Source organism: Enterobacter sp. 725m/11, from assembly GCF_011683705.1.
GTDB lineage: Bacteria > Pseudomonadota > Gammaproteobacteria > Enterobacterales > Enterobacteriaceae > Enterobacter > Enterobacter bugandensis.
This window is the reverse complement of the sequence record NZ_JAAQOK010000020.1, coordinates 15,678-32,934: the sequence shown is the minus strand read 5'-3', so window position 1 is coordinate 32,934 and position 17,257 is coordinate 15,678. Positions and strand designations below refer to the sequence as shown.

19 protein-coding genes and 1 pseudogene are annotated in these 17,257 nt (G+C 57.4%); 9 read left to right on the top strand and 11 right to left on the bottom strand.

Features of this window, described 5'->3' with window-relative positions; all coding sequences use genetic code 11:
* The gene (locus HBA26_RS10730; RefSeq protein ID WP_063437854.1) at window positions 1–888 is read right to left on the bottom strand and encodes a LysR family transcriptional regulator; all 888 of its coding nucleotides are present in this window, start codon (window positions 886–888) and stop codon (window positions 1–3) included.
* A 97-nt stretch (window positions 889–985) separates the two neighbouring features.
* Here HBA26_RS10730 and HBA26_RS10725 point away from each other — a divergent pair, with 97 nt between their 5' ends.
* Window positions 986–1,588, top strand: a complete 603-nt coding sequence (locus HBA26_RS10725; RefSeq protein ID WP_126344982.1) for a short chain dehydrogenase — start codon at window positions 986–988, stop codon at window positions 1,586–1,588.
* Here the strand turns inward: HBA26_RS10725 and HBA26_RS10720 are convergent.
* The 7 genes from HBA26_RS10720 to HBA26_RS10690 all read right to left on the bottom strand — a co-directional run bounded on the left by HBA26_RS10720 (window position 1,582) and on the right by HBA26_RS10690 (window position 10,001).
* The gene (locus HBA26_RS10720) at window positions 1,582–2,316 is read right to left on the bottom strand and encodes a class I SAM-dependent methyltransferase (RefSeq protein ID WP_166720902.1); all 735 of its coding nucleotides are present in this window, start codon (window positions 2,314–2,316) and stop codon (window positions 1,582–1,584) included. The two genes, HBA26_RS10725 and HBA26_RS10720, sit on opposite strands and share 7 nt — an antisense overlap.
* A 119-nt stretch (window positions 2,317–2,435) precedes the next feature.
* Window positions 2,436–3,815: an amidohydrolase family protein gene (locus HBA26_RS10715; protein WP_126344980.1), complete on the bottom strand. Its 1,380-nt coding sequence runs from the start codon at window positions 3,813–3,815 to the stop codon at window positions 2,436–2,438.
* A gap of 1 nt (window position 3,816) precedes the next feature.
* Window positions 3,817–4,773: a carbamate kinase family protein gene (locus tag HBA26_RS10710; RefSeq protein ID WP_126344979.1), complete on the bottom strand. Its 957-nt coding sequence runs from the start codon at window positions 4,771–4,773 to the stop codon at window positions 3,817–3,819.
* Window positions 4,770–6,320: a hypothetical protein gene (locus tag HBA26_RS10705; RefSeq protein WP_045260886.1), complete on the bottom strand. Its 1,551-nt coding sequence runs from the start codon at window positions 6,318–6,320 to the stop codon at window positions 4,770–4,772. The genes HBA26_RS10710 and HBA26_RS10705 overlap by 4 nt, the downstream gene beginning before the upstream one ends.
* 11 nt (window positions 6,321–6,331) lie before the next feature.
* Window positions 6,332–7,747 (bottom strand): DUF1116 domain-containing protein, encoded by a 1,416-nt coding sequence (locus HBA26_RS10700; protein WP_048959576.1) that lies wholly within the window; start codon window positions 7,745–7,747, stop codon window positions 6,332–6,334.
* On the bottom strand, window positions 7,747–9,288 hold the full coding sequence (gene fdrA, locus HBA26_RS10695; protein WP_126344978.1) for an acyl-CoA synthetase FdrA: 1,542 nt from the start codon (window positions 9,286–9,288) through the stop codon (window positions 7,747–7,749). The genes HBA26_RS10700 and fdrA overlap by 1 nt, the downstream gene beginning before the upstream one ends.
* A gap of 107 nt (window positions 9,289–9,395) precedes the next feature.
* A complete protein-coding gene (locus tag HBA26_RS10690) occupies window positions 9,396–10,001 on the bottom strand; it encodes an ankyrin repeat domain-containing protein (protein ID WP_041908539.1) in 606 nt (201 codons plus the stop codon).
* 319 nt (window positions 10,002–10,320) lie between these two features.
* On the opposite strand from HBA26_RS10690, the gene HBA26_RS10685 reads away from it, so the two are divergent.
* Window positions 10,321–11,250 carry a LysR substrate-binding domain-containing protein gene (locus tag HBA26_RS10685; RefSeq protein WP_028014168.1) on the top strand — a complete coding sequence of 310 codons (930 nt, stop codon included), beginning with the start codon at window positions 10,321–10,323 and terminating at the stop codon, window positions 11,248–11,250.
* On the opposite strand, the gene HBA26_RS10680 is transcribed toward HBA26_RS10685, so the two are convergent.
* A complete protein-coding gene (locus HBA26_RS10680) occupies window positions 11,247–11,405 on the bottom strand; it encodes a YqaE/Pmp3 family membrane protein (protein WP_032644909.1) in 159 nt (52 codons plus the stop codon). The genes HBA26_RS10685 and HBA26_RS10680 overlap by 4 nt on opposite strands.
* A 246-nt stretch (window positions 11,406–11,651) precedes the next feature.
* On the opposite strand from HBA26_RS10680, the pseudogene HBA26_RS22900 reads away from it, so the two are divergent.
* Both HBA26_RS22900 and HBA26_RS10675 read left to right on the top strand, forming a co-directional pair.
* A pseudogene (locus tag HBA26_RS22900) lies at window positions 11,652–11,738 on the top strand (hypothetical protein); the annotation flags it as partial.
* A gap of 79 nt (window positions 11,739–11,817) precedes the next feature.
* Window positions 11,818–11,997, top strand: a complete 180-nt coding sequence (locus HBA26_RS10675) for a hypothetical protein (protein WP_028014170.1) — start codon at window positions 11,818–11,820, stop codon at window positions 11,995–11,997.
* Window positions 11,998–12,035: 38 nt separating this feature from the next.
* Here HBA26_RS10675 and stpA read toward each other — a convergent pair whose 3' ends face one another.
* Entirely contained in the window at window positions 12,036–12,440 is a 405-nt protein-coding gene (gene stpA / locus HBA26_RS10670; RefSeq protein ID WP_041908535.1) for a DNA-binding protein StpA, read from the bottom strand.
* Window positions 12,441–12,933: 493 nt separating this feature from the next.
* On the opposite strand from stpA, the gene alaE reads away from it, so the two are divergent.
* The gene (gene alaE / locus HBA26_RS10665; protein ID WP_028014172.1) at window positions 12,934–13,383 is read left to right on the top strand and encodes an L-alanine exporter AlaE; all 450 of its coding nucleotides are present in this window, start codon (window positions 12,934–12,936) and stop codon (window positions 13,381–13,383) included.
* Window positions 13,384–13,415: 32 nt separating this feature from the next.
* Here the strand turns inward: alaE and HBA26_RS10660 are convergent, their stop codons facing one another.
* Window positions 13,416–13,760, bottom strand: coding sequence for a DUF2002 family protein (locus HBA26_RS10660; protein WP_023308923.1), 345 nt, complete (start codon window positions 13,758–13,760; stop codon window positions 13,416–13,418).
* A 160-nt stretch (window positions 13,761–13,920) separates the two neighbouring features.
* Between HBA26_RS10660 and HBA26_RS10655 the strand changes: the two genes are divergently transcribed.
* From HBA26_RS10655 to nrdE, 4 genes are all read left to right on the top strand, one after another.
* Complete coding sequence (locus tag HBA26_RS10655; protein WP_126344977.1) at window positions 13,921–14,247, top strand: DUF883 domain-containing protein; 327 nt, start codon at window positions 13,921–13,923, stop codon at window positions 14,245–14,247.
* 243 nt (window positions 14,248–14,490) lie between these two features.
* On the top strand, window positions 14,491–14,730 hold the full coding sequence (nrdH, locus tag HBA26_RS10650; protein WP_032644910.1) for a glutaredoxin-like protein NrdH: 240 nt from the start codon (window positions 14,491–14,493) through the stop codon (window positions 14,728–14,730).
* Complete coding sequence (gene nrdI, locus HBA26_RS10645) at window positions 14,727–15,137, top strand: class Ib ribonucleoside-diphosphate reductase assembly flavoprotein NrdI (protein ID WP_041908531.1); 411 nt, start codon at window positions 14,727–14,729, stop codon at window positions 15,135–15,137. Before nrdH ends, nrdI begins: the two co-directional genes overlap by 4 nt.
* Entirely contained in the window at window positions 15,110–17,254 is a 2,145-nt protein-coding gene (gene nrdE, locus HBA26_RS10640; RefSeq protein WP_126344976.1) for a class 1b ribonucleoside-diphosphate reductase subunit alpha, read from the top strand. Before nrdI ends, nrdE begins: the two co-directional genes overlap by 28 nt.
* Window positions 17,255–17,257 lie beyond the last annotated feature (3 nt).

The following is a 17,257-nucleotide window of genomic DNA, read 5'->3' as shown; positions in this document are numbered from 1 at the left end:
TTATATTGTGCCCAATCTTAGCAGAATATGAGCAATAAATTCCGTTAGCTTAGGGAGGGGACGCAAATCCTGACGCCACAGTAAATGCACCGGCCTCGGCGCGGGCGTGAATGGCTCCAGCACACGCACCAGCCTGCCGCTTGCCAGCTCTTCCGCCACCAGCACTTCCGGTTGCAGCAGCAGCCCTGCCCCGGCTCGCGCCGCCATGCGTAAGCCGTAGCCGTCGTTGCATCTTAAGATCGCATCCCGCTTCCAGCGCACCTCCCCTTCCGCACCCGGCAGCCGCCACTCGTTGCGCGCGGTCCACACCGTGTGCGACAGGCACAGATGATCCACCAGATCGGCGGGCGTCTGCGGCGTGCCGTGTCGCGCCAGATAATCCGGCGCGGCGCAGATCACCATGTTGTAGGGACACAGATATTTCGCCACCAGATCGTCATTGCGGATATCGCCAATGCGAATGGCCAGATCGACCCCCTCTTCCACCAAATCGACCATTCGGTTGGTGAGATCCAGTTCGATACGCACTTCCGGGTAGCGCTGCAAAAATGTGGCCGTCAGAGGGGCGATCGCGCAGCCGCCAAACGACGTGGGGGCGGTGACGCGCAGGGTGCCGGCGGGCGTCGCGCGCAGCCGTTCAACCGCGCTTTCGGCAATCGAGACCTGCTCCAGCACGCGCCTGGCCTCTTCGAAATAAACGCGTCCGGCGTCGGTCAGGCTCTGGCGACGGGTATTGCGCTCCAGCAGCCGCGTGCCGAGCTGAGATTCGAGCAGCGCAATATATTTCCCGACCATCACCGCCGACATCTCCAGCCGCGCCGCCGCGCCGGTGAAGCTGCCGCTCTCTACCACCGCGATAAACGTCTCCATGCCGCGAAGCTTATCCATATTCCAAACTCCTGGTTAGTAATCATCTAACTTTAGCCCAGTTTATCTGAATTTTTATTTATTAAAGAATGAGGGCTCACAACATGAGGAGTCGGATATGAAAATCGTCATTATTGGTGCCAGCGGTACGGTCGGTCGTGCCGTAACCGAAGAGTTAAGCCGTCGTCACGAGGTCATCCGCGTGGGTCGCACGCGGGGCGACTACCAGGTGGATATCACCTCGCAGGCGAGCGTGAAGGCGCTGTTTGAGAAAATCGGCCCGGTGGATGCGATTGTCTCCGCCAGCGGTGGTCTCTACTTTGGCCCGCTCGCGACCATGAAGGACAGCGACTTCAACCAGGGCCTGCAGGACAAGCTGCTCGGGCAGGTGCGTCTGGCGCTGACCGGCCAGCATTATCTGAACGAAGGCGGCTCGATTACGCTGATAAGCGGGATTGTGGCGCACGAGCCGATTGCGCAGGGCGTGAATGCCACCACGGTCAATGCGGCGCTGGAAGGGTTTGTCCGCGCCGCAGCTTGCGAACTGCCGCGCGGGATCCGCATTAACCTGATTAGCCCAACGGTACTGACGGAATCCGCCGAAGCATATGACGGGTTCTTCCCTGGCTTTGAAAGCGTTCCCGCCGCGACCGTGGCCCAGGCCTACCGCCGCAGCGTGGAAGGGGTGCAGAGCGGGCGGGTGTATAAGGTAGGTTACTGAGCCTTACGGGCGGACATCAGCACCAGCATCGGGCGCTCCGCCTCTTCAGACAATGCAGGCCAGGCGTTAATCTGCGCCTGCGTTGGTCCCCACTCATTGACTTCACTTATCGTTAACCCGGCCTTTATCAGCGCGTTAAGCGTGGTGCCCAGCGTGCGGTGGTATTTAATCACTCCATCCGCCAGCCAGTTGCTGACGCGCTGGCTTTCGTCCTGATAATGGTTCACGCCCCAGAACCGCTCGCCACTGTCGTCGGTCAGCCAGCCCTGACGGGTGGCGCAGGTGTAAATTGGGTGCTCCATCGAGAAGACCAGGCTGCCACCCGGTTTTAGCGCACGCTGAACGTTGGCGAATAGCGTGTCCAGCTCCGGCAGGTAGTGTAGCGCCAGCGAGCTGTAGACCAGATCGAGACTGTTTTCGCGAAGCTGAAGAGATTCCAGATCGCTACGCTGATAGTGAATCTCCGCGTCATTCGTCAGTTCAGCCGCGCGGGCAAGCATTTTTTCTGAGATATCGACGCCCGTAACGTCAGACGCGCCCAGCTCGCGCGCCGCGCGGCAGAACCAGCCGTAACCGCAGCCGAGATCGATAACCGCTTTGCCGGTTAAATCAGGCAGCATTGCCTTGAGCGCAGGCCACTCAGGCGCACCGTCCAGCCCCTGCACCGAGCGCGGAAGCTGAGCGTAGCCTTCAAAAAACGCCGGGTTGTCGTAGATGTTTTGTGCCATGGCAGATCCCTCTTTAAGAATGTGCATAGCAGTATACTGCATTGTCGGGTGGCGGTTTCACCTTACCCGACCTACGATCCCATGTTGACCCGGTAAGCGCAGCGCCACCCGGATCGCTTTTAGCCAACAACACCCCAGACGAGATTCCCCTTGTGGAACGTCGCGGTCCGCGGAGAAATGCGCGCCACCGCCTCGGCGGAACAGGAGGCGTCCACCAGCACAAAGCTGGCGTCGTCCTGCGCTTTCGGCCATACGCGTTCACCTTTATCGTTCAGCGGCAGCACGTCGCCGGTGGCGATGCCGAGCGCGCGGGAGAGCGTCTGCTCGTTCGGGCGAATATAGAGCTGGGCGTACAGATTGGCTTTCTCCAGCATGTCCCCCAGACCGTACGGCGACCAGTGGTCGATCACGCTGTCGGTGCCGGTCATAACAAACACGCCCTTCTCCCGCAGCTGCTTCAGCGGCATGTGCAGGGTGCCAATCGGCACGGTGGAGGCGATGGTGACCTGCTGCGCCGCCATGCGGGTGGCAATCTCATCCACCTGCTGCTCGTTGAGCGTCGCCAGCGCGAAGGCGTGGCTGATGGTCAGCTTCCCCTTCAGCTCCGGCGTTTTCTCCACGGTTTCCACCATGTAATTCACCGCCGCCACGCCCGCCGGGCTGGTTTCATGGAGGTGAATATCCACCCCTTTGTCGTAATCCAGCGCAATCTGGAACATAGTATCGAGCGATTTCTCCATCGCGCCGTCAACGCTGGTTGGGTCCAGCCCGCCCACATAGTGCGCCCCCACCTGCATCGCCTCGCGCATCAGCTTTTCAGCGTTGGAGAGCAGCAGGCCGTGCTGCGGGAAGGCAACGATTTCGCAGTCAAAACCTGCGCTGCGGCGCGCCAGCACCGCCTGCAAATTTTCCAGGTTTTTCAGGCCGGAAACCGGCTCAATATTGCAGTGGCTGCGGGCGATGGTGGACCCTTTGGACTGGATCAGGTCGATCAGCTTTTCGGCGCGTTCTTGCGTGTAGGGCTGTAACTCCGGCAGCAGCTTCTGCTCCAGGCGGATCATGTCCTGAATGGTGGTGCCCGCCGGACGGTTCAGGGAGCGCCACGGGCCGCCGTAGAAGGTTTTATCCAGGTGAATGTGCATGTCGCGCATCGCCGGAAGCATCAGCTTTTTACCCGCGTCGTAGTGCGGCAGGGTCGCGTCGGCGTGGCTGCCGTTATCGCGCAGGGCGACAATTTTCCCGTCTTTAATCTCCAGCGTTTTCAGCTCGGTGCGGGTGCTCGTCGCCACGCTGCCGTCGACGTTGAACCCGGCCTCCAGCAGCACGTTGTCCAGATAGTAATGTTTTGCGGTGATGTTCATCGGTTTCCCCGTCTCGCAGGTTGCCTTTGCAGAGTCGGCAGCATACGCGACGGAGCCGGTGGCGCCAAACAGCGCGCAGGCGGTGACTATTTTGCCGCTCTGGCTGATAAACTCGCGGCGGCTTTTGTTTTCACTCATCTTATCTTCCTTCATTAACAATGTGGGTACCCGTTTCACCGCGCAGCGCCGCGGGCAGGCAGTCCGGCGAGGTAATGATCACGCGCCTGCCGCCGTGGCGTAAAAATGCCAGCGAGGCGACGATTTTGGGCAGCATGCTGCCCGCCGGAAAGTGTCCTTCATCCATGTAGCGCGTCATCTGCGCCACGCTGACGGTGTCCAGCGCCTGCTGGTCTGGCTTGCCGAAGTTAACGCAGACTTTCTCCACGCCGGTGGTTATCACCAGCACGTCGGCGCAAATCTCACGGGCCAGCAGCGCGGTGGAGAGATCTTTATCGATAACCGCATCCACGCTCTGATAATCCCCCTGCTCGCTGCGCACCACGGGAATGCCTCCGCCGCCCGCGCCGATGACCACAAAACCTTTCTGCGTTAGCGCCTTAATCGCATCCGCCTCGACGATGCGCAGCGGCTGGGGCGAGGCCACCACACGGCGATAGCCCCGGCCTGAATCCTCGACAAAATGCCAGTCCGGGTGCGCGAGCTGTAGCTCGTCGCGCTGCACCTCGCTGAAGAACGCGCCGATCGGTTTTGTCGGGTGCGTAAAGCCGGGATCGTTTTTATCCACCTCCACCTGGGTGACGACCGTGACCGCCTTTTGCTCGCCACGCGCCGCCAGGCGGTTGTTGAGCGCCTGCTGGATCAGGTAGCCGATGCCGCCCTGGGTATCCGCCACGCAGTTTGCCAGCGGGGTCAGCGGCAGCCCTTCCCGCTCGTGAGCGATCTCGGCGCGGCGCAGATCCAGCCCCACCTGCGGGCCGTTGCCGTGGGTGAGGACGATGTCATAGTCGGAGGCCAGCATTTCAAGCACCGACTCGGCCACCGCTTTGACCGCCTGCGCCTGATGTTCAACCGACTGGCTGGCGTTGTCTTTGATGATGCTGTTGCCGCCGATGGCGACGACCATAAGCTCTTTCATACGTTTTCCTTCGCAACAGTAACCTCAGCGCTCGCAACTTCGCGGCTGTCGAGGAAATGCTTCACCACAAACATGCCGCCCATCATCAGGTAGGCCGTGACGAACATCAGGGAACTGCCCTCGGCAAATCCCACCACTGGCGCGTGGATCACGCCAAACAGCGCCAGCAGCGCGCCTCCTGCGGCGGCGACGGCCCCGCGCAGCGGTTTGTTGATGATGGCGAAGATAGCGATACAGCCCCAGAGCATGCTGGCGAGCGGCGCACCGTTGCCGAGGTGCATCAGCCCCTCGTAGTAGATCCCTTTGCTGTGCAGCACGTCGGTGCCAATTTTCGCCGCGCTGGTTCCCGCCGCGCTCATCACGCTATTCATCATGGTCAGCGCCCAGTTAGCGATCCACGGGAACAGGCAGATAAAGATGACGGGCACCTCCACTTTCGGCGTTTCCCGCACCACCTGGTTGGCGGTGACAACGCCGATAAACACCAGAATCGGCACAATAGCGGTCATCGGTATGATGGCGAGCATAAACGCCCCCAGCCCGAACAGCGGCACGATGAACATGGTCACGCCGGACGCCAGCGTGTAGCCGATGCTTGCTCCCATCGCCTTCCAGCCGGGATGGCCCACGTAGACCGTGACCGGGAACGGGTTGCCCATCAGGCAGCCGAGCATGGAAGCCAGGCCGTTCGCCAGCATCACCTTGCGGGTCGGGTACTCATCCCCCGCCGCGTGGGCGCTTTCGATGTTCTCCAGGTCAAAGATGTAGTTCGCCAGACCCAGCGGTACGGCGGACGCCAGATAAGGCAGCGCGTGCGGCAGGCCCTGCATAAAGCTGTCCACGTGTACTTCCGGCGGGTTAAAGCCGAAGGATGACATGGACGCCTTGATGGCATCCGGGCTTTGCAGTCCGGAAATCCACGCCAGCGCTGTTCCGGCAATCAGCAGCAGCAGGCCGGTCGGGATTTTGGCGAAAATCGGCTTTTTACCGAACCAGTTAATGAAGATCAGCAGCAGAACGATGAACGACACGGTGGGCGCTTCGAACGCCTGCAACATCGGGTTCATCGCCAGCAGCAGCAGGCCAAGACCGGACAGGCACGACAGCAGCACGGTACGCGGGATCATCTTGCGAATGGTCTCACCCAGGAACGAGCCGCCCGCGAGGATCATTGCTTCCACGAAGCACCACACCAGGCCAATCTGAATCGCGAAATCCGCATCGCCGGTTTGCTGGTAGACGGGCATCAGGACCAGGAAGGTCACGGTAAAAATCGAGGGTGCGCTCGGGCCGGACGGCAGCGCGGTGACGTCCGTACGTCCGGTGGCGCGCGCCATTTGCAGACCAAACCATGTGTAGCATAAACTCGCTACCAGCACCGCCAGCCCGAAGGCCGGCGCGATGCGTCCATAAACAATCTCCTTCGGGATGCCGACGACAAAAATGAGCAACCCCATCATGGTCAGCAAATTAGTCAGGTTGTTGGTCATCAACCCGAAATAGGCCGCCCAGTCACCTCTTTTCCACTCCAGTTTCATGTTTTTCATGGATGCATACCTTATAAAACGTAGCGATCGCGGAAGGTCAACAGCGCCTTTTCAAAACAGCTAAACGGCGGGTGAACGATGCCCGCCCCAATCATGCCGATGCCCGCGTCTTTGTGGGCAATGGCGGTGTTGATCACCGGCAGAATGCCGCTGCCCGCCACTCTGGTGATGTCGATGGCGGTTGGAATGCCCATAAACGACAGCAGCGGAATGGTGACGTTCGGGTTCTCGCCGAGGGTGATTTCGCGCATCTGGCGCGAGAAGTCGATGGCTTCCTCCACCGTGCCGCCCACCAGCGCAACGATGGCCGGTGCCGTCGCCATCGCAAAGCCGCCGATGCCGTAGGTTTCGGTGATGGCGCTGTCGCCAATGTCCAGCCCGGAGTCTTCCGGCTTGTAGCCTGCGAACATCGGGCCAATCACCTGCTGCGCCGGGCCGGTGAACCACTGTCCCGGCAGGCCGGAAACGCGCAGGCCGAACTCGTAGCCGTTGCGCGCCATGGTGGTAACCACGGTGCTATATTCAATGCCGTGAGCGGCATCCAGCGCGGCTTTACACATCGCCATCCACGTCGGGCCGGAGAAGTAGTCGCTGCTGGCGACAAACTCAAACACCTCGCGCTGCTGCTCCACCGGGTAGCCCGCCTGAATCAGCCCCGGCGTCAGCGCCTGGATCAGCAGCGTGGTGCCGGCGTTGTTGCGGTTGTGGCACTCGTCGCCCATGTGCAGCGCCTGGGCCAGCATCAGGCGCAGGTCGATTTCGCCGATGATATTCATCGCGTCGCGCAGCATCGGGCCGAGCACGTCGCGCATCCAGTTCAGACGGTCGATCACGCTCTGGTCGTTAGCCCCCATGCGCAGGATCTTCGCCATCTGCTCGCTGAGGTTGGTGAACGCCCGGTTGCCGTAGGTTTTGTTCTCAACAATGTGCATAAACATTGACGCGGAGGTGACGCCCGCCATGGAGCCCACGCAGTCGTGCTCGTGGCACGGCGAGAAGGTGATCTCACCTGAAGCCGCCAGCCTTGCGGCATCCTCCAGATCCGTTGCCAGCCCTTCAAATACCAGCGCACCGGTAACCGCGCCCTTCATCGCCCCGCACATGTTTTCCCATGCGACGGGCGGACCGGCGTGCAGAATGGTGGTGCGGGTCATGCCCGGCACTACGTTAATGGCCTGGTCATAGCCCACCAGCACCGGGTGAGACTGGATAATGCGCTCAAGGGCGATTTTGTTCGCGGCGGCGATCTTCTCCGCCAGCGGTTTTTCGGCCAGCTGGTCGAGCGCTTCCACCACCTGCATGTTGCCCTGCCCCGGCGGCGTCCAGTCGAGCTGGGTCACGGGAACGTGCTGCTTTTTGAGGTCGTCGCTGAACATCGCAATGCCGACGTTAATGACGTTAAGCGGCTGGTTGAATAAAGTGGTCATTATGCGTTCTCCCCTTTGCAAACAAATTCGCGTGCCAGTAATCCGGTGTTGGTGCTGCTGCTGGCCCAGATGACGCCTGCGTCGGTCAGCCGCTGGCACTGCTGCGCCAGCGACTGCGGATCCTGGTCGGTGCCGAGCACGTAGCCGAGGATCTCCAGCGGACGGTTATCGGCTTTCGCGATCGCCTGTGCCTCTTTGATCGCGTCGATCATCACCCCCACCGGATCCTCGTGCGCGCCGAAGCCGAGCACGAAGTCCATCACGATGACGCCCACCTGCGGATCGCGCGCCTCCTGTAGCAGGCGGCTGATGCGGTTGGTCGGGTCGATCATTGGGTGCGGTTTGCCGTTGGTGAAGTCGTCGTCACCGAAGTCCAGGAAGGTGTGGGCCTGGCTGACGCTGATGTCCTTCAGGCGCTTAGCCGGATCGGGCTGGATATTGCTCCAGACATCGTCGAACTTCTCCAGCGCGGCAAACATCGCTTCGTCGCACAGGGTGCCGCCGCAGAACAGGCCGCGAATGTACTTCTGCTGTGGGGTCAGGCGGGCGCGCACCTCTTCAATCAAAGGCCAGTTGAGCGGATGCAGATCCAGGGACTCTTTTTTAATGCCGGTAAGCAGTACCGCCTTCAGCGCCGCCTCTTTGGTGCCACGCGCAAACTGCAGGCCGTCTTCATCGGCGGGCGGTTCGCTGCGGCCGAGGAAGCAAACAACCACCGGCTTGCGGCAGGCTCTGGCGCGGGCCAGCACCTTTTCTGCCACCGCTGGCGCAGGCGGCTTGGAGATGAGCGCAATCACCTGAGTGCCCTCATCCGCCTCAAGCATGTCGATGGCGTCGAGCATCATCAGGCCGCCGATTTTCTCGCTGAGATCGCGCCCGCCGGTGCCGATCAGCTGCGACACGCCGCCGCCGAACTCGTGAATGCGCACGCTCAGCTCCTGGCTGCCGGTGCCGGAGGCGCCAACAATCCCAATCGGCCCGCGACGCACCGCGTTGGCGAAGCACAGCCCCGCACCGTTGATGATGGCGGTTCCGCAGTCAGGCCCCATCATCAGCAGCCCTTTCTCATGCGCCAGCTGCTTCAGCGCCAGCTCGTCGTCCAGCGACACGTTATCGGAGAACAGCATCACGTTAAGATCGTTTTCCAGCGCCTGACGCGCTTCACGAGCGGCAAAGGTGCCGTTGACAGAAATGACCGCCAGGTTGCTGTCCGGGCGATGGGTCTTGGCGCTGGCAATCGTCGCGTAGCGTGCTTCATGGCCGCCGCTGCTCGCTTTGCGTGTAAATAAGGCTTCTATTTCCGCCAGCGTTTCATCGTTCGCCGCGTCGCCTTTAATCACGATCATCAGGTCGCCATTTTTGGCTTCCGCTAATTCCGGCGTGAGCAGCCCGAGATTTTTCAGAACGCCTTTATTCATTTCCGTCGCCATTGCCACAAACGCCTGTTCGACGCCCGGCAATTTATTGGCTTTGGTGGAAACCGACATTAAGGAAACCGAATCGAAATACGTGTTCTTTTTTATGACGATTTTGGTTGGCATTGTTTTCTCCTGAATACGGATAAAAGGGGGCCGCCGTCGCGCAGAATGCACGTCGGTAAAAATACTGTTTGAATTAACGGCCAGCCGGACGTGGCTGGCCGAATGCGTTATGCGCCCGCCGCCAGCAGCAGGTCGGCTATTGCATCGAAGCCTTTTTCCCGCGCCAGTTCGAGCGGGGTTTTGCCGTATTTATCGGTCATGTGCGGATTCGCGCCGTGATCCAGCAGCAGCTTCACAATTTCCTGCTGCTTTGCGCCGCCGTCATTCAGCACGATGGCTTCCAGCAGCGGCGTCCAGCCGACAAAGTTAGTGTGGTTGACGTTAATATCGGTTTTTTCCAGCAGCTCGCGCACGATTTCAACGTGGCCTTTTTCACTGGCAGGGGTAATGCCCACGCCGCCGAAGCGCGTCAGACGGTCGAGATCCGGATTCGCCGGAAGAACGATGCGCAGCAGGGTTAAATCATTAGTCAGGCAGCTTATCAGGAAGGGGTTAAAACAGGTCTGGTCCTGTTTATCAATATCCGCGCCGGCGGCAATTAAAAATTCCACGCAGGCATAATGCTTTTTCAGGCTGGCAATAATAATGGCGGTTCTTTTCTGGCGGTTGGTGGCGTTAATATCCACGCCGTTATCCAGGCAGGCTTTTAGCGCGTCGATGTTGCCCTCTTCTGCCGCCAGCAGAAATTCCGTAACGAGTGCGTTTGCAGACATATTCAGTCTCCCAATGTTTCACTTCTGATGACCTGAGAATAGCAACAGCCTGGTCACAAAAGAATCCGCTTAAAAATGATTCATCGACACGCAATTCATTGTTGAGTTAAATTCAACAGTCAGGCTAAAACGTGCGTCTGTGCAACCTTTTTCTTATGGTTTACCGCTTTTTAGCACCTCAGGCAGCATTATCCTTATGGTTGCAAAAGCCTTGCAGTGCGCGGCCCCGCGTAAATAGTCAGAACTGTGACACACTTCAAATATGATGTAACGGCGCTGTTAAAATATGTTCAAAACTGATGGCTGAGGATGCTGTGATATGAATTCCATCTTTACCGAAGAGAACCTGCTGGCCTTCACCACCGCGGCACGCTTCGGCAGCTTCAGCAAAGCCGCCGCCGAGCTGGGCGTGACGACCTCCGCCATTAGCTACACCATTAAGCGCATGGAGACCGGGCTGGATGTGGTGCTGTTTGTGCGCAACACGCGCAGCATCGAGCTGACGGAGTCCGGGTTTTATTTTTACCGTAAAGCCACCGACCTGCTGAATGACTTCCACGCCATCAAGCGCGGGATTGATACCATTTCGCAGGGCATCGAGGCGCGAGTGCGCATCTGCATTAATCAGCTCTTGTATACGCCGCGCCATACCGCGCGTTTGCTGCAGGTGCTGAAAAAGCAGTTTCCCACCTGCCAGATCACGGTGACGACCGAGGTGTATAACGGCGTCTGGGATTCGATCATCAACAATCAGGCCAACATCGCGATTGGCGCGCCGGATACGCTGCTGGACGGCGGCGGGATTGATTACACCGAAATTGGCGCCATTCGCTGGGTGTTTGCCATCGCGCCGGAACATCCCCTCGCCTTTGTTCCCGAACCGATAGCGGAGAGCCAGTTGCGCCTGTACCCCAACATCATGGTGGAAGATACCGCGCATACCATCAACAAGAAGGTCGGCTGGCTGCTGCACGGGCAGGAGGCGATTCTGGTGCCGGATTTCAACACCAAGTGCCAGTGCCAGATTCTGGGGGAAGGGATTGGCTTTTTGCCGGAATACATGGCAAGAGAAGCGATGGAAGACGGTCTGCTCATCACGCGGCGTATTAACAATCCGCGTCAGGACTCGCGCATGCTGCTCGCCACGCAGCATGCGGCGACCGGCCAGGTGACGCGCTGGATCAAACAGCAGTTTGGCCCGGAAGGCGTATTAACCGGTATATACAGTGATTTACTGTGGCGTGCTTAGTTTTTCGTCTGCACCCAAAACGCGTGGATAAGGCCCGGGAAGTAACCCAGGATGGTCAGAAGGATGTTCAGAATAAACGCCCAGCCCAGTCCCTTGCCAAGCAGCACGCCCAGCGGCGGGAGAATAATCGTAAAAACAACGCGCCAAAAACCCATAATCACTCCGTGCAAGCTAACCAATTGAAAATTAAAAAGAGACATTTCTCTAAGCATAGCCAGTTTACGGGTTACTGCCATTCATCTCTCGCGCTTTTACCTGCCTTTACCCTCTTTACACTGGCTTAAGCCCTTCCTTAAATGTTCTACTACTCATAAATTGACCGTAAGGAAATACCATGTCTCTTTCTCTTATTGCCGGCTCAGGCCTTCGTGGTTGAGGGGGGGATTCAGGGTTGGAAGCAGGCCGGGCTTCTGTTCGCCGGTGTGACAGGTTTTTGCGGTATGGCACGGTTGCTGAAAGTGATGCCATGGAACCGTCATACCTCATAAGCAGTAAGCAATGAATTACGCTGTACCCGGCATCAGACGTCGGCTAAGGTGGAGATCGCTAAAACGATGAGGAGGTTATATGTTTTCTGTCGGTGATTATGTGCAACCGCTTAAAGGCGGCCCAAAGCTGAAAGTGCTCGAAGTGAACGGTGAAAACGTGGTGGCGGTACAGGCCAGCAATGAACAAGGCGAGAAATATACGCTGAAAGCGGCCGATTTGGCGCCGTATACCGAAGAAGGTGATTTCGGCGTCTGCTGAACAGATAACCGGGCGGCTTGTTCCGCCCGGTCCACGTATTAGATCAGAAAATCATCCAGTGATTTACCCTCTGCCAGCGCGCTGGCAATAGGCTTCGGCGTGCGGCCCTGGCCGGTCCACGTTTTTTCTTCACCGTTCTGGTCAATAAAGCGATATTTCGCTTCACGCGGTTTACGCTTTTTAGTCGGTTTACCCGCCTGCGCCAGTTCTGAACCCAGCAGGTCAGTCGGAGAAATACCATCGGCTTTCATCAGTTCCAGCAGGGTATTAATTTTTTCCTGCTGTTCAGCGCGCTGCTGCTCTAATTCCGCCAGCTCATTGCGTTTTTCTTCAGTAACGACCCTGACCTTTTCCAGCATTTCCTCAAGAACGTCCAGGGTTAATTCTCGCGCCATCGCGCGCAGGGTTCGGATATTATTAAGATTCTGTAACGTCAAAGACATATTATTGAAAACCTTTTCTTTGGGGTAAATAGATAAATCGCCCCAAGAATAATTCATTTCAGTTGAAATATCTACCCAAAGGTCCAAACGGGCATAAATGTAAATATATTTAAATATCGCCGTTAATAATAGCGCATAGCATTGGCGGGAAACACGTGGATCTAATCACCGAATCAATATAAATGGTCAACTTTAATCCAAATCACAGCATACTACGCTCTCATCAGGGGAGTGGATTTCTGCGTCAAAAGCAAAACACATAAGCAACTGATTTATATAAGTAAAACATTTAATGAGACAGATTATAACGAACCGGATAAAAAACAACCAATTTTAGAGAATTTTGTGGACAAAAGGCGAGTAAATAAAAACTAATCACTAGTTGTTAGTTCAAACATAGAGATATACGCTATACACCTCAAACAAACCAACCTAAAGCACTAGCCGCTGAAGGAAAACCGATTCCACTGCGTTCTTCTCAAGGAGTTCAGACATGTTCTCGCCGCAATCTCGCCTGCGCCACGCGGTGGCGGATACTTTCGCGATGGTTGTCTACTGTTCCGTTGTGAACATGCTGATTGAAATATTCCTCTCCGGAATGACCTTCGAGCAGTCACTTTCTTCTCGTCTGGTGGCGATCCCGGTCAATATTATTATCGCATGGCCTTACGGGCTATACCGCGATGCCGTTATGCGTTTCGCGCGCCGCATCAGCCCGGCGGGCTGGATGAAAAATCTTGCCGACGTGCTGGCGTACGTCACGTTCCAGTCGCCGGTCTACGTGGCTATTCTCCTGACAGTGGGCGCGGACTGGCACCAGATCGCCGCAGCGGTCAGTTCGAATATCGTGGTATCAATGCTGATGGGTGCGGTATACGGCTATTTCCTCGACTACTGCCGCCGCCTGTTTAAGGTCAGCCAGTACGGCCAGGTAAAAGCGTAATGTGAAGCGACTGGCGAAAGCCAGTCGCAGATTTACTGTACGTCGCCAAACAGTCCCTTCAGAAACCGCTCCAGCGCCATACGGGAACTGAAACCGTGCGGAATACCATAATGCTCATGCCGTTCACCGCCTAAATAGAGCGGAAATTGCTGATAGTGATCGCAGGTTTTAATATCCGAGGCAGGCTCAGCAAATGACAGACTTCTGTCTTTCAGCGTCGGGTGAATAATGAGAGCGGTACGTCCCATCCTGGCTTCACGATTAACATAAACATAATTCTCGCCGCGGCGATATCCATACGCTTTTGGCGTCACCTCATCCATGGTGAATCCCTCTTTTTCAAGAACGCGTGCCACCTCGTCAGGTCGTAAATACATATCTTTTCCTCGTTATCTTTTCCTGCCCGGCAACCTTACAGTAATCAGCATTAGCAGGGCTTTCAGAATAGTCCATAAACTGGCGGATAACGCGTGACGCACTTCAGATATTAAATTTCTGAACTAAACTAAACGGGAACACAAAATTACGGAGGATCGTATGTTTAACAGACCGAACCGAAACGATATTAACGACGACGCGCAGGATATTCGTAATGATGTCAGCAAATTAGCGGACACGCTTGAGGAAGTGCTGAAATCCTGGGGATCGGATGCGAAGGATGAAGCAGATGCTGCGAAACGTAAGGCTCAGTCTCTGCTCCGTGAAACCCGCGCCCGTATGAACGGACGTTCACGCGCTACGCAGGCGGCCTGCGACATGGCAAGCTGTGCAACGACCTTCGTACGTGAAAAACCACTGTGTACGCTGGGAACCGTCGCGGCGGTCGGCATTTTTGTCGGAGCCCTGCTCAGCCTGCGTAAGTAAGCCCGCATTCTCAACCCCGGTAGCCTCAGGCGCCGGGGCTTTTTTATGCCTGTAATCCTGAAAAACCCGTACAGCCCGCCCTGCCCCGCTGAGCTCATCATCAGGGCAACATTAATCTGAACTTCCCATATCTTGTATGGTTGAATCTTTTCTCGACTACATCTAGTATTCCCTTAAGAAAGACACACACTCTATGACGCGTTAACTCGCGCCGTTTTCTCATTCTAAATGGAAATACGAATCATGAGCATTATTATTTACACTCGTAACGATTGTGTTCAGTGCCACGCCACCAAACGGGCGATGGAGAGCCGCGGCGTGGCGTTTGAGATGGTAAATATCGACCTGGTGCCCGATGCCGCGGATACCCTGCGCGAACAGGGATTTCGTCAGCTTCCGGTGGTCATTGCCGGTGATACCAGCTGGTCTGGCTTTCGCCCGGACATGATTAATCGCCTGAGCGCTCAGGCCACGCGTGCATGAGTGGGCTGGTCTTCTTCTCCAGCAGCTCAGAAAACACGCTCCGCTTTATTGAGCGCCTCGGGCTGCCTGCGGTGCGTATTCCGCTCAACGAGCGGGAGCGCATTCAGGTAGACGAACCTTACATTCTGGTGGTGCCCAGCTATGGCGGCGGCGGTACGGCAGGAGCAGTACCTCGCCAGGTGATCCGCTTTCTGAACGATCCTCATAACCGGGTACTGATTCGGGGCGTGATCGCGGCGGGCAATCGTAATTTTGGCGATGCCTTTGGCCGCGCCGGGGATGTCATCTCTCAAAAATGCGGCGTGCCGTATCTCTATCGTTTTGAACTGATGGGGACACAGCAGGACGTAGAAAACGTGCGTAAAGGAGTGAACGAATTTTGGCAACGACAACCGCAGAACGGGTAATTCAGGCGACGCCGGACTACCACGCATTAAACGCGATGCTTAACCTCTATGACCGGGAGGGGCGCATTCAGTTTGGCAAAGATCGCGAGGCGGTAGAGGCTTTTTTCGCCGCCCACGTGCGGCCCAACAGCGTGACGTTTGCAAGCCAGAATGAACGTCTCGACTATCTGGTTAACGAGGGCTACTACGAGGAGCGCGTCCTGGCCCGCTACGATCGTCCCTTCGTGGTAAGACTGTTTGAACGTGCGCACGCCAGCGGTTTTCGCTTCCAGACGTTTCTTGGCGCATGGAAGTATTACACCAGCTACACCCTGAAAACCTTCGACGGCAAACGCTACCTGGAAAGCTTTGAAGATCGCACCGTGATGGTGGCCCTGACGCTGGCCCAGGGCGATGAAGCGCTGGCTGAACGGCTGACGGAGGAGATCCTCTCCGGCCGCTTCCAGCCCGCCACGCCGACGTTTCTCAACTGTGGTAAAGCCCAGCGCGGCGAGCTGGTCTCCTGCTTCCTGCTGCGCATCGAAGACAATATGGAGTCGATTGGCCGTGCGGTGAACTCGGCGCTGCAGCTTTCCAAACGCGGCGGCGGCGTGGCGTTTCTGCTCTCGAACCTGCGGGAAGCGGGCGCGCCGATCAAACGCATCGAAAACCAGTCTTCCGGCGTCATTCCGGTGATGAAGATGCTGGAAGATGCCTTCTCCTACGCCAACCAGCTTGGCGCACGCCAGGGTGCGGGCGCGGTTTATCTGCACGCGCACCACCCGGATATTCTGCGTTTTCTGGATACCAAACGTGAAAACGCCGACGAAAAAATCCGCATCAAAACCCTCTCGCTCGGCGTGACGATCCCGGATATCACGTTTAAGCTGGCCAAAGAGAATGCCGACATGGCGCTCTTCTCGCCGTATGACGTTGAACGGATCTACGGCAAAGCGTTTGGCGACGTGGCGATAAGCGAGCTTTATGACGAGCTGGTTGCAGACGATCGCATCCGCAAGAAATACATCAACGCCCGCGATTTCTTCCAGACGCTTGCGCAAATTCAGTTTGAATCCGGCTATCCGTACATCATGTACGAGGATACGGTAAACCGCGCCAACCCGATTGCCGGGCGCATTAATATGAGCAACCTGTGCTCGGAAATTTTGCAGGTCAACAGCGCCTCCGCTTACGACGAAAACCTGGACTACGCGGAGATCGGCAAAGATATCTCCTGCAACCTCGGGTCGCTCAATATTGCCCACACCATGGATTCGCCGGATTTTGGCCGCACGGTGGAGACCGCCGTTCGCGGGCTAACGGCGGTATCGGACATGAGCCACATCCGCAGCGTGCCGTCCATCGAGGCGGGCAACGCCGCGTCGCACGCCATCGGCCTGGGGCAGATGAACCTGCACGGCTATCTGGCACGGGAAGGCATCGCCTACGGCAGCCCGGAAGGGCTGGATTTCACGAATCTCTATTTCTACACCGTCACCTGGCATGCGCTGCATACCTCAATGATGCTGGCGCGCGAGCGCAACCAGCGGTTCGCAGGCTTTGAGCAGTCGCGCTACGCCAGCGGGGCGTATTTCAGCCAGTATCTGGAAGGCGACTGGCAGCCGAAAACCGAAAAAGTGCGCGCGCTGTTTGACCGCGCCGGCATTACCCTGCCGACGCGCGAGATGTGGCAGCAGCTGCGCGACGACGTGATGCGCTACGGCATTTATAACCAGAACCTGCAGGCGGTGCCGCCAACCGGTTCGATTTCCTACATCAACCACGCCACGTCGAGCATTCACCCGATCGTGTCGAAGATTGAGATTCGTAAGGAAGGCAAAACCGGACGCGTCTACTACCCTGCCCCGTTTATGACCAATGAGAACCTGGCGCTGTACCAGGACGCGTACGAGATCGGCCCGGAGAAAATCATTGATACCTACGCCGAGGCCACGAAGCACGTTGACCAGGGGCTGTCGCTGACGCTCTTCTTCCCGGACACCGCCACCACGCGGGATATCAACAAAGCGCAGATTTACGCCTGGAAGAAAGGCATCAAAACGCTGTACTACATTCGCCTGCGCCAGCTTGCGCTGGAAGGCACCGAAATCGAAGGCTGCGTGTCCTGCGCGCTGTAAGGA

Bases quoted from the DNA above. Each gene is read 5' to 3' on its own strand.
- nrdH (WP_032644910.1), top strand. From the start codon at position 14,491: ATGAGCATTATTATTTACACTCGTAACGATTGTGTTCAGTGCCACGCC.
- HBA26_RS10690 (WP_041908539.1), bottom strand. From the start codon at position 10,001: ATGTCTGCAAACGCACTCGTTACGGAATTTCTGCTGGCGGCAGAAGAG.
- alaE (WP_028014172.1), top strand. From the start codon at position 12,934: ATGTTCTCGCCGCAATCTCGCCTGCGCCACGCGGTGGCGGATACTTTC.
- HBA26_RS10660 (WP_023308923.1), bottom strand. From the start codon at position 13,760: ATGTATTTACGACCTGACGAGGTGGCACGCGTTCTTGAAAAAGAGGGA.
- HBA26_RS10685 (WP_028014168.1), top strand. From the start codon at position 10,321: ATGAATTCCATCTTTACCGAAGAGAACCTGCTGGCCTTCACCACCGCG.
- HBA26_RS10675 (WP_028014170.1), top strand. From the start codon at position 11,818: ATGTTTTCTGTCGGTGATTATGTGCAACCGCTTAAAGGCGGCCCAAAG.
- stpA (WP_041908535.1), bottom strand. From the start codon at position 12,440: ATGTCTTTGACGTTACAGAATCTTAATAATATCCGAACCCTGCGCGCG.
- fdrA (WP_126344978.1), bottom strand. From the start codon at position 9,288: ATGCCAACCAAAATCGTCATAAAAAAGAACACGTATTTCGATTCGGTT.
- HBA26_RS10655 (WP_126344977.1), top strand. From the start codon at position 13,921: ATGTTTAACAGACCGAACCGAAACGATATTAACGACGACGCGCAGGAT.
- HBA26_RS10710 (WP_126344979.1), bottom strand. From the start codon at position 4,773: ATGAAAGAGCTTATGGTCGTCGCCATCGGCGGCAACAGCATCATCAAA.
- HBA26_RS10720 (WP_166720902.1), bottom strand. From the start codon at position 2,316: ATGGCACAAAACATCTACGACAACCCGGCGTTTTTTGAAGGCTACGCT.
- nrdI (WP_041908531.1), top strand. From the start codon at position 14,727: ATGAGTGGGCTGGTCTTCTTCTCCAGCAGCTCAGAAAACACGCTCCGC.
- HBA26_RS10725 (WP_126344982.1), top strand. From the start codon at position 986: ATGAAAATCGTCATTATTGGTGCCAGCGGTACGGTCGGTCGTGCCGTA.
- HBA26_RS10700 (WP_048959576.1), bottom strand. From the start codon at position 7,747: ATGACCACTTTATTCAACCAGCCGCTTAACGTCATTAACGTCGGCATT.
- HBA26_RS10730 (WP_063437854.1), bottom strand. From the start codon at position 888: ATGGATAAGCTTCGCGGCATGGAGACGTTTATCGCGGTGGTAGAGAGC.
- HBA26_RS10705 (WP_045260886.1), bottom strand. From the start codon at position 6,320: ATGAAAAACATGAAACTGGAGTGGAAAAGAGGTGACTGGGCGGCCTAT.
- HBA26_RS10680 (WP_032644909.1), bottom strand. From the start codon at position 11,405: ATGGGTTTTTGGCGCGTTGTTTTTACGATTATTCTCCCGCCGCTGGGC.
- HBA26_RS10715 (WP_126344980.1), bottom strand. From the start codon at position 3,815: ATGAGTGAAAACAAAAGCCGCCGCGAGTTTATCAGCCAGAGCGGCAAA.